Source organism: Paraburkholderia sp. BR10872 (genome assembly GCF_040965835.1).
GTDB lineage: Bacteria > Pseudomonadota > Gammaproteobacteria > Burkholderiales > Burkholderiaceae > Paraburkholderia > Paraburkholderia nodosa_A.
The window spans coordinates 87,095-110,317 of record NZ_JBFRCN010000023.1; the positions used below are offsets into that span (position 1 = coordinate 87,095).

The following is a 23,223-nucleotide window of genomic DNA, read 5'->3' on the forward strand; positions in this document are numbered from 1 at the left end:
CAGGTAATTTCGGGCGACCGCCAACCGCCATGCGTGCAGCGGTTGTGTTTCCGGTCGCGCTCTTTTCTTCGCTTCGGCGTCAGGCCGCGATCTTCTTCATTTCCGCAAACAGATCGGCCTTGCCCTCGAAGCCGATGCCGGGCAGGTCGGGCATCGTGATGTAGCCGTTGTCGACCTTCACGCCATCGGGGAAGCCGCCATAAGGCTGGAACAGATCGGGATACGACTCGTTGCCGCCAAGCCCGAGGCCCGCCGCGATGTTGAGCGACATCTGATGGCCGCCGTGCGGAATGCAGCGGCTTGCGGACCAGCCGTGCTGATGCAGCATCTCCAGCGTGCGCAGATATTCGACGAGGCCGTAGCTCAACGCGCAGTCGAACTGCAGCCAGTCGCGGTCGGGACGCATGCCGCCGTAGCGGATGAGGTTGCGCGCGTCCTGCATCGAGAACAGATCCTCGCCGGTCGCCATTGGCTTGTCGTAGTAGTTGCGCAGCGTGGCCTGCAATTCGAAGTCGAGCGGATCGCCCGGCTCCTCGTACCAGAACAGATCGTATTGCGAGAGCGCTTTCGCGTACTGGATCGCGGTGTCCAGATCGAAACGGCCGTTGGCGTCGACGGCCAGTTTCTGACCGTCGCCCAGCACGCTCAGGATCGAATCGATGCGGCGCAGGTCCTCGTCGAGCGACGCGCCGCCAATCTTTTTCTTCACGACCGTGTAGCCGCGGTCGATATAGCTGCGCATTTCGTCTTTGAGCTTGTTGTGGTCCTGGCCTGGGTAGTAGTAGCCGCCCGCCGCATAGACGAAGATCTTGCGGTCGGGTTGGCCATTGCCGTAGCGCTCGGCGAGCAGCTGGAAGAGCGGCTTGCCTTCGATCTTCGCCACGGCGTCCCATACCGCCATGTCGATCGTGCCGATCGCCACCGAGCGCTCGCCATGGCCGCCCGGCTTTTCGTTGGTGAACATCGTCGCCCAGATCTTGTGCGGGTCGAGGTTGTCGCCCGCCTCGTTCACGAGCGAGGCGGGATCGGCTTCGAGAATGCGCGGGATGAAGCGCTCGCGCATCAGCGTGCCCTGGCCATAGCGGCCGTTCGAGTTGAAGCCATAGCCGATGACGGGCTTGCCGTCGCGGATCACGTCGGTGACCACGGCGACGAGGCTGAGCGTCATCTTGCTGAAGTCGATATAGGCGTTGCGGATCGAGGAACTGATCGGAACGGTTTTTTCGCGGATTTCAACGATTCTCACGGGTGTCTCCTGGTGGCACGGCCAGCATGCGCGGTCGTTCTCGCGGTCGTTCGCGATTCGCTGGCTGTGGGAGACGCTAGGTTATGCGCCCGGATCGGCACTATGATTCACTTGTTTTCACATCTTTATTAACTCACGGTGAAGAATGACCTGACCTCCTACCTGGCGTTTTTCGTTCTGCTCGGGCGTTACGGAAACCTTTCAAGCGTTGCGCGCGACATGGACATCACGCCGCCGGCGGCGACCAAACGGCTCGCGCAGCTCGAGGCGCGCCTGGGCGTGCGCCTGGTCAACCGGACCACCCGCAGCGTGAGCCTGACCGCCGAAGGCGAGACCTTTCTGCACTACGCGACGCGCATTCTTGCCGAAGTGCAGGAAATGGAAGATGTCGTGTCGTCGAGCCGCTCCGTCACGCGCGGCTTGCTGCGTGTGAACGCGACGCTCGGCTTCGGGCGCACGACGATCGCACCGCTCGTTTCGGAGTTCGCGCGGCGGCATCCGCATGTCGAAGTGCAGCTCGATGTCACCGACCGGCCGATCGATCTCGTCGAAAGCGGCGTGGATCTGGCGATCCGTTTTGGCGAGCTGCCCGACAAGCGGCTCATTGCGCGGCGCATCATGACGAACCGCCGCTTGCTGTGCGCCTCGCCGCGCTATCTGGAGACGCAGGGCACGCCCGCAACGCTGGGCGATCTCGCCAACCATCAATGCATCGTGCATCGACAGAACGACAACGCCTACGGCATATGGCGCCTCGAGCGCGATGGCGAGGCGCATGCGGTGAAGGTGCACGGCATGCTGTCGAGCAACGACGGCGATATCGTGCTCGGCTGGGCGCTCGACGGGCACGGCATTCTGCTGCGCTCGGAGTGGGACCTGGCGAAGTATCTGGAGAGCGGCCGGCTGCGCGTCGTGCTGCCTGAGTTCGTGCAGCCGCTTGCCGATTTGTTCGTGTACTACCCGAACAAGCGCAATCAATCGGCGCGTGCGCGTGCGTTCATCGATTTTCTGGCGGAGCGGTTCAACCGGCAGCCTGCGGTGGCCGCGCCCGCGCAATCGGGCGCATAACGATTTTGTCTGCGTCCCCCGCAGACAATCCATCCGGCTGGAAAGGTAGCGGTGGTCATTACAGCCGGCCGATGTTTGCGGTAACGTGCGCGTTTGCAGAGGCGGGAACGACGCCACGAAAAGGAGAGAGACAGATGACAAAGCGAGTGATAGTGACCGGCGGTAGCGGCCTTGCCGGCAAATGGGTGGTCGAGAACCTGGTCGCGCACGGCTACGAAGTGTTGAATCTGGACCGTGTGCCCATGCCGAAGCGCACGGCGCGCACGCTGATCACGGACATCACCGACGCGGGCCAGGTTTTCAACGCGATCGCCTCGACCACGGCGCCAGTGGAATTCGCCGACGACCTGGAGCCGAAACCCATCGACGCGATCGTTCACTTCGCGGCGATTCCTCGCATCATGTTGACGACCGATAACGAGGTCTACCGCATCAATGTGATGGGGACTTACAACATTCTCGACGCCGCTGCGAAACTAGGGGTCCGCAAGGTGATCCTCGCCTCGAGCGAGACGACTTACGGTGTGGTGTTCGCCCACCGGCATCGCGATCCCGCGTACTTTCCGCTGGACGAGAACTATCCGGTGGACCCGATGGACAGCTACGCCACCTCGAAAGTGGTCAACGAAGTGACCGCGAAGGCATTCCAGGCGCGCACCGGGTCGGACATCTACTGTTTTCGCATCGGCAACGTGCTCGATCCCGAGGATTACGCGAAGTTCTCCACGTGGCTCAAGGATCCCGCGCTGCGCAAGCGTATTGCGTGGAGCTACATCGACGGGCGAGATCTCGCCAACGCGTGCCGGCTCGCCATCGAAACGGACGGCCTCGGCTTCGAGATCATGAACGTCGCGGCGGACGACGTGTCGTCCGACTTGCCGACCCAGACGTTGCTGGATCGCTACTATCCGGGCGTGCCGGTCAAGAAGGCCCTCGGCGAGTTCGAGACGCTGCTCAGCAACGAGAAGCTCAAACGCTTGCTTGGCTGGCAGCAGCAGCACTACTGGCGCGACGAGGCAAAACGCTTCAATCCGTAAGCGGCATCAGCGTCGAAAACGCGCAGGGCCAGCGAGTGCTGGCCCTGTTCACGACATCGACGCTCCCGGCGTTATGCTGCCAGCTTGAGCGCTTGCGAGAAGTCTGCAATCAGGTCGTCGATATCTTCGATGCCCGCCGAAAGCCGCAGCATGCCGTCGGAGATGCCCATCGCCTTGCGCGTTTCTGCGCCGGCTTCGAAAAAGATCGTCGGCGCGACGGGGATGATGAGCGTGCGCGTGTCGCCGAGGCCGGTCGCCTTGATCGGCAGTTCGAGCGCGTTGACGACGTCGATCATGCGTTCCGCGTTGAGCAGTTCGAACGAGAGCAGCCATGACGCGCCCTTGAAAAGCGCATGGGCAACCTCGTATTGCGGATGGCTCTTCAAGCCCGGATAGAACACCTTGCCGATGGCTTCGTGGCCTTCGAGAAACTGTGCGAGCGCGAGCGCATTGTCGCTGCTTTGCTTCACGCGCAGGGCGAGCGTTTCCGCGCCCATGGCGATGGCGTGCGCCTGCTCGGACGACAATGACGCGCCCATGTCTCGCAGGCCCTTCTTGCGGATCTGCAGGAGCCCCTGATCTTTCGGTGCCGAACGCCGATAGTCGTCGGCGATGTTCGGATACGCGCTCCAGTCGAACAGGCCCGTATCGGTCACCGCGCCGCCGAGCGCGGCGCCATGGCCCGCGATGGTCTTCGTCAACGAGTTGATGACGAGGCTCGCGCCGACCGCCTTCGGCTGGAACAAGGCGGGCGAGGTAATCGTGTTGTCGACGACGTAGACAATGCCGCGCTCGCGGCACAGCTCGCCGATGCCTTGCAGGTCGGGGATCTGCGTGCCCGGATTCGCGATGGTTTCGACGAACACCATGCGCGTATTCGGCTGGATGGCGTTCTTCACGTTTTCCGCGTCGCTGGCGTCGACGGTCGTGACTTCCACGCCGAGCGTGCGCAACGTGCCGAACAGGCTGTTGGTGTTGCCGAACACATAGCGGCTCGACACGAGATGATCGCCCGCACGCAGCAGCGTGAGGAAGGTCGCCGTGATCGCGGCCATGCCGGTGCTGAAACAGACTGTGCCGGTGCCGCCTTCCAGGCTCGTGATCTTGCGCTCGAGAGCCGCCGTCGTGGGAGTGCCTTGCCGCGCGTAGTTGAAACCCCCTTTCTTCGTGCCCTGAAATACGCCGATCAGGTCCTCGACGCGCTCGAAACCATATTGCACGGACGTATGAATCGGCTGGCGCACGCCGCCGTGCTCGGTGCCCGCGATCCTGTCGCCGTGAACGATGCCAGTGGTGAAGCCTTGCTTGCTCATTCTCACTCCGTTTCTCAAGTCGATTGCGTTTGGCACATTATCGCCTGTAACGCGTGTTGCCGGCAGGTGGGACGCACCGAACCAATCGGTCGGGCGCTAACGCAGTTCGGACTCCGACGGTTCCAGCACGCTGCGCAGCTTGCCGAGCAGCCAGTTGACCAACGCGTTGTTGTGCCGGTAGTGATTCCAGGTGGGAATCTGGCGGGCGCCGAGGATGCGTTTGAACTCATAGGACGTCGCGCCCAGCTCGATTTCCTCGAAACCTTCGCGAATGCCGAATTCGACCGTGCGAATGAACATGGCGAAGTACAAGCCGTACTCCTGGCTCCTGGCGTAGTCGAGCCCGATATAGCGGTTGACGAGGTGCCTTCCCTTGCCGATCAACTGGGTGAAGCCAATCAACTCGTCGTCCAGAAAGTACAGCAGATAATGGCTAAGGCTGCGGGTATTGGCGAAGTACTCCGGCGTGAGCTTCTCGAACTTCAACTCGGCTTTCTGCCAGGTGTTCAGATACAACTCATACACTCTGGCGACGAGGTGATCGGGCAGACCCGCGCATTCTTCATAGCGCAGTGCAGCGGCCTTTTTCAGCTTACGCTTGAGCAGGTTCCTGCGGTCGCTCTTCATGGCCTGGTAGTAGTCCGGGCCGATCGACAGCACCGGCACGGGCAGGCCTTTTGCCGCCACGAAGCCGCGCAGCGGCAAGTCCTCGGTGAAACCCTTGTACGCGAGCAGGCTCCCTTTCTTCGCAAGCGCCGTGCTGATGGCCGCGAGCGTCTCCTGCGAGACTTCGCCCTGGATGCGGCCGGCATCGACGGTCGGATGCCCGATGCAGGCCAGCTTGAAGCGGATCCAGCTCAGGCTTTGCTTCAGCCAGCCGCTGGGAAGGAGGGTGTTGAGCCGGAAATCCATCACGAAGTAGGGCGCCACGGTAACGAGCGCGCTGTCCCGGTACACGGCGAAATAACCGAAGCTGAAATCATCCAGCCGGGCCGTCTGAAAGGCCTGGTAAAACTCCGCTCCCTCCGGCTCGTCGCGCAGAAACCCCTCGGGCGGATTGGCCAGATCCTCGATGTGCAGCATGGATTGCGGTCCCTTTTTTCTGTTTGCTTTGTCGACAGCCCAATGTCGGGCACCGATTGTCGGCGATCTTCGCTTTCTTGTCGATTGGCGGCGCGGCGCTCGCGGCAGGCGTCACAATTGCGAATCGAGGAGGGCGGCTGCGTGTTCGAGCAGCTTTTCCCGTAACGACCGGCGGCGCCAGTCTTCGAGCGTGATGCGTTTGGCGAGGGCAGCGTCGGCATCGAAAATGGCCGTCTGCTGGCGCGCGAAATCGCGGTCGTAGATGTTGAGATTGGCCTCGTCGTTGAGCTTGAACGAGCGGCTGTCGAAGTTGGTCGAGCCGACCGATACCAGATATTCGTCGACGACGATCAGCTTGCAGTGGAACATCGTCGGCTGATACTCGTACATCTCCACGCCGGCCGCGAGCAGGTCGCCCCAGCACGCACGCGAGGCCTCGCGCACCGTGTGAGTATCGATGCGCTTGCCCGGCGTGATGATGCGCACCTTCACGCCGCGCTTCGCCGCCTCGACGATCGCGTTGATCGTCAGCTTGTCCGGCACGAAGTACGCCGTCGACAAATGGATGGAGCGCGCCGCGGCGGTGATCGCCATGAGGTACATCAACTCCATGTCGTCGCTGCCGCCCGAGGGCGAACTGCTGAACACGTGCGCGAGGCCGTTGCCCGCGGCGTCGATCGCGGGAAAGTACTGCGGGCCGTGCAGCACATTGCCCGTCGACTTGACCCAGTTGTCCATGAAGACCGCCTGCATCTGTCCGACCGCCGGGCCTTCAATGCGAAAGTGCGTATCGCGCCAGTGCTTTTCGTCCTGCGCATGGCCGGTCCATTCGTCGGCAATGCCTACGCCGCCCGTAAAACCGATGCGTCCGTCGATCACCAGCAACTTGCGGTGCGTGCGGTCGTTCATGCGGCCGAGGCCAGTCCAGTGCGGCTTGTGATACAGGACGAGCTGGACGCCCGCCTCGCGCAGCATGCGTTGATAACGCTTGTCCATTTTGGACGAGCCGACCCAGTCGAGCAGCACGTGCACGGCGATGCCCGCGCGCGCCTTGTCGGACAGCGCCCGGGCGACTTCTTCGCCAATCGCTCCGGACCAGTAAATGAAGGTCTCGAAGGTAATGGTGTGCTGCGCCGCGCGGATGCCGGCCAGCATCGACGGAAAGATCTCGTCGCCGTTCACGAGCACCTCGAAGCGATTGCCTCCCACGACGGGCGGCCCGAGCAGCAGCCCCATCGAGCGGATGAACTGCGGACTGTCGCTCGCGTAAAGCCGGTCGATCTTGTGCTCGATCTTCTTTTCGCCGCTCGTGAGGTTCGCGATCACCAGGATGACGACGAGCGTCACCGCGACCGTCACGACAATGAGGGCAATGGTCGACATGCGTGGGCCTCGCCTCGCGGATGGTAACGATGCCCTGCTGTAGCACATTGCATGCGCAAGCAGCGCTGTCGATCAATCCGGCTCGTCGGCTCCGGCCATTTGGTCCAGATTCGCCTGCAATTTCGTGATGACGCGGTGCAAGGTCTTGATTTCGCTGGCGGTCACGCCAGCGGAGAGCTGGTTGATCCAGGGGGCCTGAAGACGCATGGCCGCTTCGAAAGCTTGCCGGCCCTCGTCGGTCAAAACAACAAGCTGCGCGCGGCGGTGGTGAGGGTTGGCCTCGAAGCGGACCAGACCGTCGTTGGCCAGGTCATTCACGATTCGTTGCACGTTTTGCCGATTGGCCCCCAGATCGCGGGCAATCCAGGCCACCGGCTGCGGCCGTTGCGCGGCCCTGATGGCGCCGAGCATCTGCCAGCGTGCGCTCGTGAGGCCGAGGCCCTCGACCAGGCGGTCGCCCGAGGTGAGCAGTCCGCTATTGAGCCGGAAGAGCTCGAGCATGATGCCCGACAGGAGTTCGCCGACCGGTGTTCTCGCGAGTTCGCGCATATGGCACCCTATTTCTAAGTTGACATCATCATGTCAATTTACTATATATTTGCGATGACCGGTTGACATCATGCTTTTAGACTCTGGAGTGCACCATGCTGCAATTGCGACCGCTTGATCCTTCTTTCCCGATCGAACGTCAACTTGCCGTTGACGCCGAGCCCGTTGTGCTCGTGAACGTTTTCACACTGGATCTGGCCGATGAGGCGAAGTTTCTGGAGGCCTGGCAGGAAGACGCTGCGCTCATGAAGCAGCAAGCCGGCTTTATTTCAACGCAGCTCCACCGGGCGATCGGAGAGCAACCGGCTTATATGAATTACGCAGTGTGGGAATCCACGGCGCATTTTCGGGCGGCATTCTCTGCGCCGGCGTTCCGGTCGAGTCTGGCCGCTTATCCTTCCTCGGTGATCGCGTCGCCGCATATCTTCCAGAAAGTTGCCGTGCCGGGGATTTGCGAGAGTTAGTTGTTTTGCCGTCGTTGCGGCTCGATTTCAGGTCGCTGCTGGTTGCCGGCCCTTGGCCGCGTTGCGGCGAAGAGCGGGCATATCGTGGAAAGACAACGGCATGATCAATGGCTGCCGGCGGTCAGAACCGTCGAGATCACGCCGGTCGCGCTGGCAACGAGCACGTAGTCGCCGGCTACGCCGACCCAGTGGTAGCCACGCGGGGGCGCTTTCAGGCCATGCTGATTCCAGTTTTCGACCACGAAAATCCGATCACGGTATTCAGGCGGCAGGCGGTCGCCACGATGCCAGTCGCGATGCGGAATCGCGCCGACCGGACGGTTGGCTCGTTCGATCGACGTAGGCGGCGGGTTGCCAGGCCGGTGTTCGGGCTGCGATGCGAACGCGGTGCCTGTCGTGGCGAGCAGGGCGGCAATAATGAAGAGTGTCGTGACTTTCGCTTTCATGGTGAATGCTCCAAATAGCGTTCAAGAAAAGAGGAAGTGAGATGGAATTTACTTAGGAATGTTGATCACTCACTAACGGATTCACTTCCACCGGATTCGCTGGCGCGACGCTCCTCATCGGCGAAGCGGTTCGACGTGCGCTTCTTGACGAGAGATTCGCCATGCGGGACAGCGCTCGGCGCTGGCAAGCGGGCCATGGCCATGAACGGCGCCATCATGAGGAGGCCGGCGATCGCGAACGTGGCGTTGAGTCGGTTGATGTACGAGTTCATGGTTTTCTCCAGGGCAATGAAGTAAAGGATGACTAAGTTATCGATGGATTGACTCGAGCTTCGAGGGAAACCTCGGGAAGACTGCGTCCGAATCCAAAGCTTGCATCAAGTTTACATTTCGTAAGATTTGCTTTCAAGCAATGGGAGCGAAGTTTCAGTGCGGCGTATCGCCTCACAAAATTGGAGCGCGAACCCGGCGGCGGCGGTTGCCCGAGCCGCAAGGCGAGCCGCGGCCGGGCGTGCCAGTCAATTACGGCCGGTCTGCGTTGCACAGACCAGCCGGGGTTGCAGGCTCAGAGCGGGAGGACGCGGCGCTTATGTCCCCCAGGGCGCGCGCGGCAATCGCTCGAAGTCAGGCAATGGCGCCTTCCCTGAGCCTGAACGCGGACACGGTCTCGCGAAGCGCGTGCGCCTGCTCAGCCAGCGCATAGGTCGCGGCCGAAGCCTCCTCCACGAGCGCCGCGTTCTGCTGCGTGACCTCGTCCATTTGCGTGACGGCGATGTTCACCTGCTCGATGCCCGTCGACTGTTCGCGCGACGCCGTCGAAATCTCCTGCACGGTGCCGGAAACCCGCTGCACGGCTTCGACGATCTCGTCGATGATGTGGCCGGCGTCGGCCACCTGGAACGATCCGCTTTCGACGTGTACTTTCGACTGCTCGATGAGCGCCTTGATCTCGCGCGCCGCGCTCGCGCTGCGCTGCGCGAGCGTGCGAACCTCGCCCGCGACAACGGCGAAACCGCGGCCTTGCTCGCCCGCACGCGCCGCTTCGACGGCGGCGTTGAGCGCAAGGATGTTGGTCTGGAACGCGATGCCGTCGATCAAGCCGATGATCTCGCCGACCTTGCTCGAACTGTCCGCGATAGATTGCATCGTGCCGACCACGCCTCGCATCACCGTGCCGCCGCGCGCCGCGGTCTGCGCCGCCGTTCCCGCGAGCGAACTGACGTGCTCCGCGTTCTGCGCGTTCATGCGTACGATCGACGTCAGCTCCTCCATGCTCGCGGCCGTTTCTTCAAGCGATGCAGCCTGCTCTTCGGTGCGCGAGGACAGATTCTGGTTACCCGAGGCAATCTGCGCGCTCGCCGTTGCCACGCCTTCGGCGTTGGCGCGAACTTCGCTCACCACGCGTGCGAGGCTCGTCTGCATTTTCGAAAGCGCCGTGAGCAGTTCCGCGGTCTCGTCGTCGCCATGTGCATGCAGATCGGTCGACAGGTCGCCGTCGGCGACCTCGCGCGCGAAGTCCACGGCACGGCCCAGCGGGCTCGTGACAGTACGGCTGAACAGCACGCCGCCCGCCAGCGCGAGCAGGAACGCGGCCACCATCAGCACGGCGCTCACGATGGTGGCGTGCGCGGCCTGCACCGCGGCCTGGGCGGCCACTTGCGCGTTGGTGGCGGCAATGATCTGTGCGGCGCGGTCGAGCAGTTGGGCGGGCGCGCGATCGACGCCGGCGACCACGGTATCGCCCGCAACAGGATCGGCGCCGGCCGCCTTGAACGCCTCGAAGCCCTTGCGGTACCCCTGGCCCATCGCCTCGTGCGCCTCGGCGAACTGCGCGACGAGCGTGCGCGCTTCGCCTTCGGGCAGCTTCGTTTCGAGCCCGGCGGCGAGATCGTTCACGGTGCGCTCGCGCTTCTGAAACGCGCTCCAGTAACGATCGAGTTTTTGCGGGTCCTTGCCACGCAGGAGTGTGTCTTTCCACTCCTGCACCTGCAGCTTGAACTCGACGAGCGTGGCCGACACCATGCGCTCGTTCGCGGCGGCGTCCTGCACGGTGGTGCGGTAGGTATCGATCGCCTGGTTGAGCGTGTGGATGCCGTAGAACGCACCCGCCGACATGAGGGTGAGCGACGCGGCGAAGGCGAGGGGAATCTTGCGGCTGAGTTTCATGGGGTTCGGATGGCTAAAAATGCAAGGCGCATGACGCGCCGACTTCCCTATTACGGCTCAAGTCTGCTGTTCTTGAGTTTTTGCGGATTACGCCGTCTTTCGTCATACGTAAGCCGTTGCGAACACCATGCGCGTGCGGCGCGGCGAATTAGAGATCGGCCTCTCCTTCAAGCGCTTCGAATCGAGCCTCGGCTGTCTGGCGTGACGAGATACCGTTGAGGCGAGGGACGGTGAAGCGACGGATGCAGCGACACCCAGCTTCTCGCACTTTCCAGCGCTTCGATCTGACCGGTCTGCGAATTGCGCCGATACACGAGGCCGCTTCGGCCACTGATGTCGATGGCCTTTACCACTTCACCCGAAGCAAGCCGGATTCGGGTGCAAGTGCAGATAGACATCGTGGATGTCCGTAGTTGGCGCATCGAGACGGCGGATCGTGAGGCAGGGCGCAGGTTTTTACAAGCGGTTGATAGAATTGCGCAACGCGCAAGCAACCCCTCGACTCGAAGGAGCCAGTCTGAATGTCGCCGAACACGGATACCGAATTATTTCGCCTTCTCGCGAACAGCTATCGCCGCCTGTTGGGCGTCGCGCTCGTGCCCGAAGGCATGGGCGACACAGAGGGCGCGGCCTGGCTCTACGAACGCGCGCCGTTCGGCTTGCTTGCGCACGGCACGCAGGCGGACCCCGTATTCATGTATGGCAATCGTCGCGCGCAAGCGATCTTCGGCTACGACTGGGACGAAATCACGGCGCTGCCATCGCGTCTTTCCGCGCAGGCGCCCGAGCGTAGCGAGCGGCAGGCATTTCTCGATTCGGTGACGCGCGAAGGCTTCGTGAAAGACTATCGCGGCATCCGCATCACGAGGTCGGGGCAGCGCTTCTGGATCGAGCGCGCGACCGTATGGCAACTGATCGACGAAACGGGTGTGCTGCACGGGCAGGCTGCGATGATTCCGCATGTTGCGCCTTGCTGATGCGGGCTTGCGCTCGCGAATCCCGCCATCATTTTGCGTTCTGCGGACCCTTGCGGTTCGCTTGCGGCGCTGTCACGGCATAGCCCGCGAGAAATACATCGATTGCCCGGTTCACGACCTCCAGCAATTTCGCGCGCGAGGCCTTGACCTCATAGCCTAACGTCGCAATTTCGACCAACTCGGCTTCGAGAAGCGCCAGTAGATGTCGCGCCGCGACGCCTGGATCGCACGGCCGGATTGTGCCCGCCTCGATCGCGCTCGCCAGAAAGTCGCGCACGTGCATCAAGCCCCGTTTTGGACCCGATTCATACAAGGCTCGGCCCACGTTCGACCGGTCGACCTCCTGGTAGCACAGGCGGCGCGTTGCGAGAAAAGAGGGCTGCAGCACGGCCGTCAGGAAGTGGACCCCAAACGCGACGAGCGACTCGCCCAGCGGCATTTCGAGCGTCAGTTGACTGAACGCATGCCGGATTTCCCTTCCGGCGCGGCTCGTCATTGTTTCAGCAAATAACGCCTCTTTCGACTCGAAATAGCTATACAGCGTCGCCTTCGACGCGCCCGAACGAGCCGCGATTTGCGTCATCGACGCCTGCTCGAAGCCGACGTCCCGGAACACTGCCAGCGCGGCTTCGATGATGGATTGACGCTTTTCTTCGGTCTTCTTTCTCATCGGGTCTCCCTTCCTCACTTGTTCTCGGGCCTGGGACGCGAGCGTCCACGCCAATACCCTCGTCCGTCATGGAATGAAACATTCGTTGCCGGGCAAGGCGATTGACAGTCATCGATCGTTCCATTATAAACCATACCGTTCAGTTTAGTTATGTGACCGGGACATTAATTCAGGGTTCGAAGTTGATGCGCAACGAGGCATCAGCCTTTCCGGGCTGCAAGACTTCAACCGCTTAGTACTACGAGTCAATGGCTTTGCGCCTTGCCTTGTTCTGGCAGGGCGCGTCAACGCACGATTCGATGGAATATATGCCACAACAGATTCATGCAAGAGAGGGATGGAACAGGAAAGGCCAACGCCTCGGCGCGGCGCTTTTCTGCTCGACCGCCATATTGATCGCCGGCTGTCAACGTCACGACGCCGGGATGCCCGCTAACCCCGCCAGCCAGAGCGTCGAAGTCGGCGTCAAGACGCTCGCGCCGCAGCGCATCGTGATGACGGCCGAGCTTTCGGGCCGCCTTTCGTCTCTCAAGGTCTCGGATGTGCGGCCGCAAATCGGCGGCATCGTGCAGAAGCGGTTCTTCGTCGAGGGTTCGGACGTGAAGGCGGGGCAGGTGCTCTACCAGATCGATCCGGCCACCTACCAGGCGACGTACGATCAGGCGCGCGGCACGCTCGCGAAGGCCGAGGCAACGCTCGCTTCCGCGAAGACGAAAGCCGATCGCTACGCCCAGCTCGTGAAGATCAACGCGGTCAGCGCACAGGACAACGACGATGCGATCGCGGCCGTTCGCGAGGACGAGGCCGATGTGATCGCGGATCGCGCATCGCTCGAGTCGGCGCGTATCAATCTCGGCTACACGCGGATCACGGCGCCCATTTCGGGCCGCATCGGCGCTTCGTCGGTGACCGAAGGCGCGCTCGTGACTTCAGAGCAGACCACGGCGCTCGCCACCATTCAGGCATACGACGAGATGTACCTCGACGTCACGCGCTCGAGCGCCGACTGGCTGCGTTTGCGCAAGGCGTTTGCCTCGGGCCGGCTCAAGCGGTCGGGCACGGGCGCGGCGGTGCAGCTCGTGATGGAGGACGGCACCCAGTACGCACACGCTGGCGTGCTGCAGTTTTCGGGCATCACCGTTGACGCGACAACGGGCTCGGTGACGGTGCGCATGGTCTTCCCGAACCCGGACGGCGAACTGCTGCCCGGCATGTTCGTGCGCGCGCAGCTCGACGAGGGCGAGAGCACGAACGCGCTGCTCGTTCCGCAACTCGCGGTCACGCGCGCTTCGGACGGCAGCGCGAGCGTATGGGTCGTCGATGCGACCGGACACGCGAAGCAGGTTGCGGTACACGCGGACAGTGCCTATGCAGACCAGTGGATCGTCACGAGCGGATTGCAAGCCGGCGATCGGGTGATCGTGAGCGGACTGCAAAAGGTGCAGGCCGGCGTGGCGGTTCACGTGGCCGCGGATTCGGCCACCGCAGCCGCGGCTGCGTCTGCTGCGAAGTCGTAAGGAGGGCGCATGGCAGGTTTCTTCATTCAGCGCCCGATCCTCGCGTGGGTCGTTGCGATCGTCATCATGTTGATCGGCGCTGCGGCGACCACCACGTTGCCGATCGAGCAATATCCGACCATCGCGCCGCCTTCGGTGCAGGTCACGGCAACCTATCCGGGCGCCTCCGCCGACACGGTCGCGAAGACCGTCACGCAGGTGATCGAGCAGAAGCTTTCCGGCATCGATAACCTGCTGTACATGTCGTCGACGAGCAGCGGCGCGGGGCAGGCGACCATCAACCTGACGTTCAGGCCCGGCACCAATCCGGACATCGCGCAGGTGCAGGTCCAGAACAAGGTGACCCAGGCCACCGCCTCGCTGCCGGAGACGGTGCAGGAGCAGGGCGTGCAGGTGGCGAAGGCGTCGAGCGACTTTCTGATGATCGTCGCGCTCTCGTCGCCGGGCGGCACGCTCGATTCGATCGACCTCGGCAATGTCATCGCCACGCAGATCGAGGACCCGCTTACCCAGATCAACGGTGTGGGCGACGTCACGCTCTTTGGCGCGCAGCACGCCATGCGGATCTGGCTCGATCCCGTGAAGCTGCGCAGCTTCGGCGTCACTGCGTCCGACGTGACGACAGCGGTCACCAATCAGAACGTGCAGCTTTCCGTCGGCGAACTCGGCGGCGCGCCTGCTACGGACTCCCAAGCGATCAATGCGACGATCTCGGCGTCGAGCCTGATGACGTCTGCCGACCAGTTCGGCGACATTCTGCTGCGCGTGAACAGCGACGGCTCGAAGGTTCGCCTGAAGGACGTCGCGCGCGTCGAGGTGGGCGGCGATTCATACGATACGTCCTCGCGGCTCGACGGCAAGCCGGCGGCCGCGCTGGCCGTCAAGCTCTCGACGGGTGCGAACGCCATGGCGGTTGCGAAGGCCGTGCGCGCGAAGCTCGTAGAGCTGCAGCCGCAATTGCCCAAAGACGTGGCGATTGCGTATCCGTACGACTCCACGCCGTTCGTGAAGATCTCGATCGAGGAGGTCATGAAGACGCTCGTCGAAGCGGTGATCCTCGTGTTCCTCGTGATGTATCTGTTCCTGCAGAACCTGCGTGCGACGCTGATTCCGACGATCGTCGTGCCGGTTGCGCTGCTCGGCACGCTGGGCGTGATGTCGGCGATCGGCTTCTCGATCAACGTGCTCTCGATGTTCGCGATGGTGCTCGCGATCGGCCTGCTGGTGGACGACGCGATCGTCGTCGTCGAGAATGTCGAGCGCATCATGGCCGAGGAAAAGCTCGACGCGAAGGCGGCCACGAAGAAAGCGATGAGCCAGATCACCGGCGCGCTCGTAGGCGTGACGACGGTGCTGACCGCCGTCTTCATCCCGATGGCCTTCTTTTCCGGCTCGACCGGCGCGATTTATCGCCAGTTCTCTGTCACTATCGTTTCGGCGATGGTGCTTTCGGTGCTGCTCGCCATGACGCTCACGCCCGCACTTTGCGCGAGCCTGCTGAACCCGTCGGCCGTCGAACATGCGCAGAGCCGCGGCTTGCTCGGCGCGTTCAATCGCTTCTTCACGAAGAGCAATGCGCGCTACAGCACCACGCTTGCGCGCGTGGTGGCCAGGCCCGCGCGCTGGATGCTCGGCTATGCACTCATTGCGGGCGTGGTCGGCATTCTGTACGTGACGCTGCCTTCGTCGTATCTGCCGGAGGAAGATCAGGGCTCGATCATGGTATCGATTTCGGCGCCGGTCGGCACGCCTTCTTCGAAGACGCTTCAGACCGTGGCAGCTGTCGAGCAATACTTTCTGAAGCAGCCCGCGGTAACGCACGTGATGGCCGTGAACGGTTTCAGCTTCAACGGGCAAGGGCAGAACAATGCGCTGGCGTTCGTGCAGTTGAAGGACTGGAGCCAGCGCGGGTCGAACGATAGCGCGCAGGCGGTGATCAATCGCGCGAACGCGGTCTTCGCGGGCAATCGCGATGCGCAGATCTTCGTGATGAACGAGCCCGCGATTCATGGTCTCGGCACGCAAAGCGGCCTCGACTTCGAGATCGAGGACCGCGCGGGCCAGGGGCATGACAAGCTGCTGAAGGCGCGCAACCAGTTTCTTGCGCTGGCCGCGAAGGAACCGTCGCTCGCCATGACGCGCTCGGCCGGCCTCGAAGATACGCCGCAGCTCTACGTCGATATCGACCGCGAAAAGGCGAGTGCGTTCGGGCTGTCGATCGCCGATGTGGACACGACGATTTCCACCGCGTTCGGCTCCGCGTACGTGAACAACTACATCGATACCGGGCGGATCCAGAAGGTCTACGTGCAGGCGGACGCACCGTACCGGATGATGCCGGACGACATCGGGCAATGGTATGTGCGCGCGGATTCGTCGTCGTCGAGTACTTCGTCATCCTCGAGTTCGTCGTCGAGTTCGACTTCGGCTTCAACGTCTACAACGTCCACGACGTCCACCACGACGTCGGGCTACGACGGCCAGATGGTGCCGTTCTCAGCATTCGCCACCACGCGCTGGACGTTCGGGCCGCCGCAGATCGAGCGCTACAACCGCGAACTGGCGATGCAGATGAGCGCACAGCCCGCGCCCGGTGTGAGCACCGGCCAGGCAATGGCCGCCGTCGAAAATCTCGCGAGGCAGTTGCCCACCGGATTCGGCATCGAGTGGACGGGGCAGTCGTATCAGGAAGTGCTTGCCGGTTCGCAGGCCACGTATCTGTATGCGATTTCGCTGATCGTGGTGTTCCTGTGCCTCGCGGGGCTGTATGAGAGCTGGTCGGTGCCGCTCGCGGTCATTCTCGTGGTGCCGATCGGCGTGCTTGGCGCGTTGTTGGGCGCGCATTTGCGCGGGCTGTCGAACGACGTCTATTTCAAGGTCGGCCTGCTGACGACAATCGGCCTCGCAACGAAGAACGCGATTCTGATCGTCGAATTCGCGAAGGACCTCCAGGAGCAGGGCCGTGGGCTCGTCGAGGCCACGCTCGAGGCGGCGCACCAGCGCTTGCGGCCGATCCTGATGACATCGCTGGCGTTCGTGTTCGGCGTGCTGCCGCTCGTGATCAGCACCGGAGCGGGCTCGGCCGCGCGCCATGCGATCGGAACCGGCGTCGCCGGCGGGATGATCGCGGCGACGGCGCTCGCCATCTTCTTCGTGCCCGTGTTCTTCATCGTCGTGCGCCGGCTGTTCAAGGAGCATGGCGACGGCGAAGCCGTGCAGCACGCAAAGGACCAGGAATGAAATTGAAGCTTCTGTCCGTGCTCTGTGCGGCAGCATTGAGTGCGTGTTCTCTCGACCCGGTTTATCAACGGCCCGCTGCGCCGGTCGCCACCGCCTGGCCAACGGGCGCCGCGTACGCTACGGGTGCATCGGCGGCTACGCCCTCAACATCACCTGCGGCGCCGAACGCGGCCGACGTCGGCTGGCGCGATTACTTCAAGGACCCGCGCCTGCAGGAACTGATCGCGCTCGCACTCGACCACAACCGGGACTTGCGGGTGGCGGCGCTGCAGGTGGCCGAGTACGAGGCGCAGTACCGCATCACGCGCGCGGAGCTGGCGCCGACGATCGACGCCGGCGGCTCGCTCACGAACACGCGCACCGACGGCGCGGTTAGCCACTCGAATACCGTTTCCGTCGGCACGACGTCGTGGGAAATCGACTTCTTCGGGCGCATCCGCAGCCTCAAGCGCCAGGCGCTCGAGAACTATCTGTCGACGCAGGCCTCGCGCACGAGTACGCAGCTTTCGCTCGTGGCCGATGTCGCGACCGACTATCTGCAATTGCTCTCCGATGAGACCTTGCTGAAGGTTTCGACCGACACCGCCGCGGCCGACCAGAACACCTACGACCTCACGGTGAGCATGATGAAGGTCGGCAGCGCGTCGCTTCAGGACGTGCGCGAGGCACAAACGTCGCTTGCGAGCGCTCGCGCGAGCGTGGCGTCATACACGCGCGCGGTCGCGCAGGACCGCAACAATCTGATCGCCGAAATCGGCTGTCCATTGCCCGACGACTTCGCCACTGGGTCTACGCTGCTCGAGAGCGACGCCATGTTCGCGGACGTCGATGCGGGCATCCCGTCCGACTTGCTCGCGCGACGGCCCGATATCATCGAGGCGGAGCATACGCTCAAGGCGGCGAACGCGAACATCGGCGCCGCGCGCGCGGCGTTCTTTCCCAAGATCGAGCTGACGGCGAGCGCCGGCACGGCTAGCACGAGCCTCTCGCAGTTGTTCAAGGCGAGCACGGGCGCGTGGACCTTCGCGCCGACGATCACGATGCCGATCTTCGACTACGGCAGCAACAAGGCGTCGCTCGACGTTGCGAAGATCGAGAAGGATATCGACGTGGCCGACTACGAAAAGGCGATTCAGACGGCGTTCAAGGAAGTGTCGAACGCACTGGCGGGGCGCGCGACCTATGTCGAGCAGGTCGCGGCGGACCGCGACTACGTGAAATCGGCGCAGGATTACTACGACCTCGCGCAGGCGCGCTACAAGACCGGCACCGACAGCTTCCTGACCGTGCTCACCGCGCAGCGCACGCTCTATACGGCACAGGAGCAACTCGTCACCGACGAGCTGGCGAAGTTCTCGAATCAGGTCACGCTGTACAAGGTGCTGGGCGGCGGCTGGTCCGCGTCGAGCGTGCCTGAGCAGGCTGCCGCAAGCGACCCGGCGCATTCCTGAAACATGCAGTCGGAAATGCGGCCCAGGATGCAGTCCAGGCGAATCACCCGCTAGAATTGCGATGGTCGGCGCTGCGTTGTGCAGCGGCGCTTGCGACTTCCTTGCCATTACTCGATTCAATTCACGCGTGAAGACCGCTACTCTCGAACAACTGCGTGACGGGCAACTCGCCGGCGCACGACAGCTCAAGCTCGCTTGCGGGTTGACCGAATTTCCGCGCGAAATCTTCGATCTCGCCGACACCCTCGAGGTGCTCGACCTCTCGGGCAATGCGCTCACGTCGCTGCCGGACGACCTGCCGAGGCTGCGCCGTCTGCGCATACTGTTCGCTTCGAACAACCCGTTCACCGAGTTGCCGCCGGTACTCGGCGACTGCGAATCGCTGAGCATGGTCGGCTTCAAGGCGAACCGCATTCGCCGCGTTACGGGGTGCGCGCTGCCGCCGCAATTGCGCTGGCTGATCCTGACCGATAACGACATCGACGCGCTGCCGCCTGAAATCGGCGAACGTCCGAATCTGCAGAAGCTGATGCTTGCCGGCAACCGGCTGCGCTCGTTGCCCGAGACGATGGCCGCGTGCAGCCGGCTCGAGCTGCTGCGGATTTCGGCGAACCGGCTCGACGCCTTGCCCGACTGGCTGTTGCGCCTGCCGCGCCTGGCGTGGCTCGCCTACGCCGGCAATCCGCTGAACGTGGTGCGCGAGCAGGTGGCGCTGGCCGATTCGCCGGTGCCCGATATCGACTGGCATACGCTCGCACTCGGACAAACGCTCGGCGAGGGCGCATCGGGCGTGACGCATCGCGCGACGCGTCTCCTGCGCGACGGGCATCCGGTGGAGGCGGTGGCCGTCAAGCTGTTCAAGGGCGCGGTCACGAGCGACGGTTTGCCGGAACTGGAAATGGCGGCGTGCCTGCAAGCCGGGCCGCACGCGAACCTCATCCCGGTGCTCGGCAAGATCACGGGTCATCCGCTGGGCGAGCACGGCCTCGTGATGGAACTGATCCCTCCGTCGTTCGTCAATCTCGCCGGGCCGCCGAGCCTCGACTCGTGTACGCGGGACGTCTACGCAGCCGATGTTCTGTTCGACAGGCTGGTTGCGTTGCAGATCGCACGCGGGATCGCGTCGGCGGCGCGGCATCTGCATGGGCGCGGGATCATGCACGGCGATCTCTATGCGCACAACATCCTGCACGACGGCTCAGGGCACGTATTGCTCGGCGACTTCGGCGCGGCGTCCTTTCACGATATCGACGATCGCGCACAGTCCCAGGCGCTCGAGCGCATCGAGGTGCGTGCGTTCGGCTGTCTGCTGGAAGAACTCGCGCAACGTCTGGCCGCAGAGGCTAATGAACGCGACGCCGGCTTCGATGCGCTGATTGCAGACTGTTTCGCCGAGCAGGTCGACAGGCGGCCTTCGTTCGATGAGATCGTCGAACGGCTGTCTGCCTGACGCCATGAAACGGGCGGTTTCGCTGACGCCCGAGGAATTTTCGCAAGCCGCTAAATACTCGGCGTGAAGGGCAAGAATTCTGTCCTCTTTCCCACACTCATTCGTGCAACGAGCAACTACAGTTGAATCGTTGGGGATCAGTTGCACGTTGGACCCGCCATCGCCTGATTGCCGTCCCAGGGTGTGAACGCCATGAAAAAATTCCTCAGCGCGCTATTGCTCGCTTCGGCGCCGTTCGTCGCGTGGGGCGAGACGCCATTCCTCCATTCACACAGCGCGATCGTGTATGACGTCGCGCGCCACGAAGTCCTGCTCGAAAAGAACGCCGACGAGGCCCAGCCGATCGCGTCGCTCACCAAGCTGATGACGGCGATGGTCGTGCTGGACAGCGCCCAGCCGTTGGGTGACACGGTGACCGTCGACAACGACGACATCGATCGGCTCAAGCATACGGGGTCCCGCATCCCTATCGGTGCGTCGCTCGAGCGAGGAGAGATGCTGCGTCTTGCGCTCATGGCGTCGGAGAACCGCGCTGCATCCGCGCTTTCGCATGCGTTCCCGGGCGGCCAGGCGGCGTTCATCCGGCAGATGAATGAAAAGGCGCGCGCGCTGAATATGGCCAGTACGCACTTCGACGATCCAACCGGGCTCTCGCCCGAGAATCTCTCGACGGCGCGCGATGTCGTGAAGATGGCGGACGCCGCGGCGCGCTATCCGTTGATCAGCGAATACACGACGCTTCCCCGTTACGAAGAGGCGATCGGCACGAGGACGCGGTTCTATCACAACACCGACCCGATAGTGAGCTCAGCCGACTGGGACGTGCTGGTCGCAAAGACAGGCTATATCCGCGAGGCGGGGCGCTGCATCGTGGTCGATGCGAACATGCCGAACGGGCAGGTGATGATTGCGCTGCTCGGCTCGCGAACCTCGTGGGGACGCTCTGCCGATCTCGTCACGATACGGCGATGGCTGAACGGCGACGACACGCCGGTCGTGGAACCGCGCTATTACGCAAGCGCCCGTGCGCATCATCACTATTCGATGCTCGCGCGCTCGCACGGCGTCAGGGTGCGGCTCGCATCGTACCCGAGCGCCCCGACGTCCGGTGCGCACCGGCAGAGCGTCAAACACCATGCCGGCAAGCGGGCGCACCATACGCTGGTTGCCGCGCTAGGCTAGACGGCATTCGTGTCGACCGGCGTATAAATCGCGAGTTTCAGCGCCGGATCGTCGTTCGCCTGAAACGTTGCGTACTCGTAGCGCTGCGTACCGTGCTTCGCGTGCGCCAGGACCTTCTGGCCCGACGCGCCGCTGCGCACGTCGTGCGTACTCCACCACCTCACGAATTCCTCGCTGCCTGAACGCAGGCGCTCGACCAGTTCGACGAACGCCGGGTCGCCCGCATAGAGGTCGTGGCTCGTGCGAAACAGCGCGATCATGCGGCGCGCTTCATCGGGCCAGCCCGCGCCAAAGAGCCGCCGTGCCTCCGGTTCGATGAACATGTAGATCATGATGTTGCGATCTTCCGCAGCGAGGCGATCGAAGCCAAGCAGATCGGAGGCGGCCTCGTTGCACACGAGGATGTCCCAGCGCCGGCCCGTGACGTAAGCGGGCAGACCGAGACTGGCGACGATCCGCGCAAGGGTCGGCGGCACGCTCTCGCGGGCGAAGACGCGCGCCTCGCCGCGCTGCGCGAGCACGCGCAAATGGGCGGCTTCGGCCTTGTCGAGCCGCAGTGCGTGGGCAAGCGCATCGAGCGTCGCATCCGAAGGGCTGACTGCGCGCCCCTGTTCGAGGCGGACATACCAGTCGACGCCGATGCCCGCGAGTTCCGCGACCTCTTCACGCCGCAGGCCGGGCGTACGGCGGCGCCTGCCGCCACCGAGGCCGACTTCGTCGGGGCTCAGCTTCTTGCGCCGGGAGCGCAGAAAATCGCCGAATTGGGTTTGTGTCGTGGCTGTCATCGCGTTCGCTTCGTGCAGGGTGGGTGGGACTGCGCAATCCTGGGATCGCAGCGGGCCTTGTTGCTGATTCTAAGCCTGCCAGAATCGGCTCGTTCCCCCTTCTGGAAGCGCCATGAAAGCTGCCATTCTGAAAACCCTCAACGCGCCGCTCACGATCGAACAGATACCGGACCCCACCGCCGGCACTGGCGAGGTCGTCGTGGACGTCGTTGCGGCGCCGGTGTTGTCCTATGCGCAGGAAGTGTTTAGTGGAGAACGCCGCTATCCCATCGACCTGCCGATCGTGCCTGGTTGCGGCGCGATCGGCCGGGTCCGGACCGTCGGCCCGGATGCGACGAAACTGCAACCGGGCGACTGGGTGTTCTGCGATCCGACGGTGCGCGCGCGCGACGACGCGCTCATGCCCGACATCGTGCTGCAGGGCTGGAGCGCGCGGGGCGAGGGCGGCCAGAAATTGCAGCGCTATTTTCATGATGGCCCGTTCGCGGAACAGCTTAGGGTGCCGACCGAAAACGCGGTGCGTATCGGCGACATCGATCCGGCCGACGCTGCGCGATGGTGTGCGCTCAATACGCTGCTCGTGCCTTATGGCGGGCTGCTCGCGTCCGATTTGCGGGCGGGCGAGATCCTGCTCGTGAGCGGCGCGACCGGCAACTTCGGCAGCGCGTGCGTCGCGGTCGCGCTCGCCATGGGTGCGCGGTGCGTCGTAGCCCCCGGGCGCAATGTACAGGCGCTCGACAAACTGGCGCGCAACTTCGGCGAGCGCGTGCGGACCGTGGCGCTTTCCGGCGACGAAGCAACGGACCGCGAACGCATGCAACAGGCGGCGCCTGGGCCGATCGACTGCGTGATGGACCTGATGCCGCCATCGGTTCCGGCGACGACGGTGCGCGCCGCGGTGATGGCGGTCCGCCCATACGGGCGCGTGGTCCTGATGGGCGGGGTCGGCATGCTCGGTGGCGCCGGGCTCGAACTGCCTTATCCTTGGATCATGCGCAATGACATCACGGTGCGGGGCAAATGGATGTACCCCACGCACGCCGTGACGCTCATGACAGGTTTGATTCACGGGGCGCTGCTCGATCTGCGCCATTTCGACGTGACGACCTTTGCGCTCGACGATGCGAACGAGGCCGTCGCGCACGCGGCGGCGAACGGCGGCCCGTTCAACATGACGGTGATTTGCCCGTAGCCTC

20 protein-coding genes are annotated in these 23,223 nt (G+C 63.4%); 10 read left to right on the plus strand and 10 right to left on the minus strand.

The window, feature by feature from the left end; all coding sequences use genetic code 11:
* Nucleotides 1-79: 79 nt before the first annotated feature.
* Nucleotides 80-1,246, minus strand: coding sequence for a mandelate racemase/muconate lactonizing enzyme family protein (locus AB4Y43_RS19410; RefSeq protein ID WP_368618893.1), 1,167 nt, complete (start codon nucleotides 1,244-1,246; stop codon nucleotides 80-82).
* A gap of 138 nt (nucleotides 1,247-1,384) precedes the next feature.
* Between AB4Y43_RS19410 and AB4Y43_RS19415 the strand changes: the two genes are divergently transcribed.
* A complete protein-coding gene (locus AB4Y43_RS19415; RefSeq protein ID WP_069266591.1) occupies nucleotides 1,385-2,314 on the plus strand; it encodes a LysR substrate-binding domain-containing protein in 930 nt (309 codons plus the stop codon).
* 134 nt (nucleotides 2,315-2,448) lie between these two features.
* Nucleotides 2,449-3,351 carry an NAD(P)-dependent oxidoreductase gene (locus AB4Y43_RS19420; protein WP_028207963.1) on the plus strand — a complete coding sequence of 301 codons (903 nt, stop codon included), beginning with the start codon at nucleotides 2,449-2,451 and terminating at the stop codon, nucleotides 3,349-3,351.
* 71 nt (nucleotides 3,352-3,422) lie between these two features.
* Here the strand turns inward: AB4Y43_RS19420 and AB4Y43_RS19425 are convergent, their stop codons facing one another.
* From AB4Y43_RS19425 to AB4Y43_RS19440, 4 genes are all read right to left on the minus strand, one after another.
* On the minus strand, nucleotides 3,423-4,664 hold the full coding sequence (locus AB4Y43_RS19425; RefSeq protein ID WP_342948831.1) for a cystathionine gamma-synthase family protein: 1,242 nt from the start codon (nucleotides 4,662-4,664) through the stop codon (nucleotides 3,423-3,425).
* A 96-nt stretch (nucleotides 4,665-4,760) separates the two neighbouring features.
* Nucleotides 4,761-5,747 (minus strand): GNAT family N-acetyltransferase, encoded by a 987-nt coding sequence (locus AB4Y43_RS19430; RefSeq protein WP_069266589.1) that lies wholly within the window; start codon nucleotides 5,745-5,747, stop codon nucleotides 4,761-4,763.
* Between the two features lie 111 nt (nucleotides 5,748-5,858).
* Nucleotides 5,859-7,130, minus strand: coding sequence for a cardiolipin synthase (gene cls, locus AB4Y43_RS19435; RefSeq protein ID WP_069266588.1), 1,272 nt, complete (start codon nucleotides 7,128-7,130; stop codon nucleotides 5,859-5,861).
* Between the two features lie 72 nt (nucleotides 7,131-7,202).
* Complete coding sequence (locus AB4Y43_RS19440) at nucleotides 7,203-7,679, minus strand: MarR family winged helix-turn-helix transcriptional regulator (RefSeq protein ID WP_368728557.1); 477 nt, start codon at nucleotides 7,677-7,679, stop codon at nucleotides 7,203-7,205.
* Nucleotides 7,680-7,774: 95 nt separating this feature from the next.
* Between AB4Y43_RS19440 and AB4Y43_RS19445 the strand changes: the two genes are divergently transcribed.
* Nucleotides 7,775-8,143, plus strand: a complete 369-nt coding sequence (locus tag AB4Y43_RS19445; protein WP_368604395.1) for an antibiotic biosynthesis monooxygenase — start codon at nucleotides 7,775-7,777, stop codon at nucleotides 8,141-8,143.
* A 104-nt stretch (nucleotides 8,144-8,247) separates the two neighbouring features.
* On the opposite strand, the gene AB4Y43_RS19450 is transcribed toward AB4Y43_RS19445, so the two are convergent.
* The 3 genes from AB4Y43_RS19450 to AB4Y43_RS19460 form a co-directional block, all read right to left on the minus strand.
* Nucleotides 8,248-8,589, minus strand: coding sequence for an RcnB family protein (locus tag AB4Y43_RS19450; RefSeq protein WP_069266586.1), 342 nt, complete (start codon nucleotides 8,587-8,589; stop codon nucleotides 8,248-8,250).
* Between the two features lie 65 nt (nucleotides 8,590-8,654).
* Entirely contained in the window at nucleotides 8,655-8,861 is a 207-nt protein-coding gene (locus AB4Y43_RS19455; protein WP_069266585.1) for a hypothetical protein, read from the minus strand.
* Between the two features lie 352 nt (nucleotides 8,862-9,213).
* Nucleotides 9,214-10,755 carry a methyl-accepting chemotaxis protein gene (locus tag AB4Y43_RS19460; protein ID WP_342948834.1) on the minus strand — a complete coding sequence of 514 codons (1,542 nt, stop codon included), beginning with the start codon at nucleotides 10,753-10,755 and terminating at the stop codon, nucleotides 9,214-9,216.
* A gap of 521 nt (nucleotides 10,756-11,276) precedes the next feature.
* Here AB4Y43_RS19460 and AB4Y43_RS19465 point away from each other — a divergent pair.
* Complete coding sequence (locus AB4Y43_RS19465; RefSeq protein WP_069266583.1) at nucleotides 11,277-11,732, plus strand: MEKHLA domain-containing protein; 456 nt, start codon at nucleotides 11,277-11,279, stop codon at nucleotides 11,730-11,732.
* A 28-nt stretch (nucleotides 11,733-11,760) separates the two neighbouring features.
* Here AB4Y43_RS19465 and AB4Y43_RS19470 read toward each other — a convergent pair whose 3' ends face one another.
* Nucleotides 11,761-12,402 carry a TetR/AcrR family transcriptional regulator gene (locus AB4Y43_RS19470; RefSeq protein WP_069266582.1) on the minus strand — a complete coding sequence of 214 codons (642 nt, stop codon included), beginning with the start codon at nucleotides 12,400-12,402 and terminating at the stop codon, nucleotides 11,761-11,763.
* Nucleotides 12,403-12,791: 389 nt separating this feature from the next.
* On the opposite strand from AB4Y43_RS19470, the gene AB4Y43_RS19475 reads away from it, so the two are divergent.
* From AB4Y43_RS19475 to AB4Y43_RS19495, 5 genes are all read left to right on the plus strand, one after another.
* Nucleotides 12,792-13,919: an efflux RND transporter periplasmic adaptor subunit gene (locus AB4Y43_RS19475; protein ID WP_342948880.1), complete on the plus strand. Its 1,128-nt coding sequence runs from the start codon at nucleotides 12,792-12,794 to the stop codon at nucleotides 13,917-13,919.
* A gap of 9 nt (nucleotides 13,920-13,928) precedes the next feature.
* Nucleotides 13,929-17,159: an efflux RND transporter permease subunit gene (locus tag AB4Y43_RS19480; RefSeq protein ID WP_368728558.1), complete on the plus strand. Its 3,231-nt coding sequence runs from the start codon at nucleotides 13,929-13,931 to the stop codon at nucleotides 17,157-17,159.
* Entirely contained in the window at nucleotides 17,156-18,610 is a 1,455-nt protein-coding gene (locus AB4Y43_RS19485) for an efflux transporter outer membrane subunit (RefSeq protein WP_368728559.1), read from the plus strand. Before AB4Y43_RS19480 ends, AB4Y43_RS19485 begins: the two co-directional genes overlap by 4 nt.
* A 127-nt stretch (nucleotides 18,611-18,737) precedes the next feature.
* Nucleotides 18,738-20,060, plus strand: a complete 1,323-nt coding sequence (locus tag AB4Y43_RS19490; RefSeq protein WP_342948838.1) for a leucine-rich repeat-containing protein kinase family protein — start codon at nucleotides 18,738-18,740, stop codon at nucleotides 20,058-20,060.
* A gap of 192 nt (nucleotides 20,061-20,252) precedes the next feature.
* On the plus strand, nucleotides 20,253-21,242 hold the full coding sequence (locus tag AB4Y43_RS19495; RefSeq protein WP_342948839.1) for a serine hydrolase: 990 nt from the start codon (nucleotides 20,253-20,255) through the stop codon (nucleotides 21,240-21,242).
* On the opposite strand, the gene AB4Y43_RS19500 is transcribed toward AB4Y43_RS19495, so the two are convergent.
* Nucleotides 21,239-22,027, minus strand: a complete 789-nt coding sequence (locus AB4Y43_RS19500) for a helix-turn-helix transcriptional regulator (RefSeq protein ID WP_342948840.1) — start codon at nucleotides 22,025-22,027, stop codon at nucleotides 21,239-21,241. The two genes, AB4Y43_RS19495 and AB4Y43_RS19500, sit on opposite strands and share 4 nt — an antisense overlap.
* 112 nt (nucleotides 22,028-22,139) lie before the next feature.
* Here AB4Y43_RS19500 and AB4Y43_RS19505 point away from each other — a divergent pair, with 112 nt between their 5' ends.
* The gene (locus tag AB4Y43_RS19505) at nucleotides 22,140-23,219 is read left to right on the plus strand and encodes a medium chain dehydrogenase/reductase family protein (RefSeq protein ID WP_342948841.1); all 1,080 of its coding nucleotides are present in this window, start codon (nucleotides 22,140-22,142) and stop codon (nucleotides 23,217-23,219) included.
* Nucleotides 23,220-23,223 lie beyond the last annotated feature (4 nt).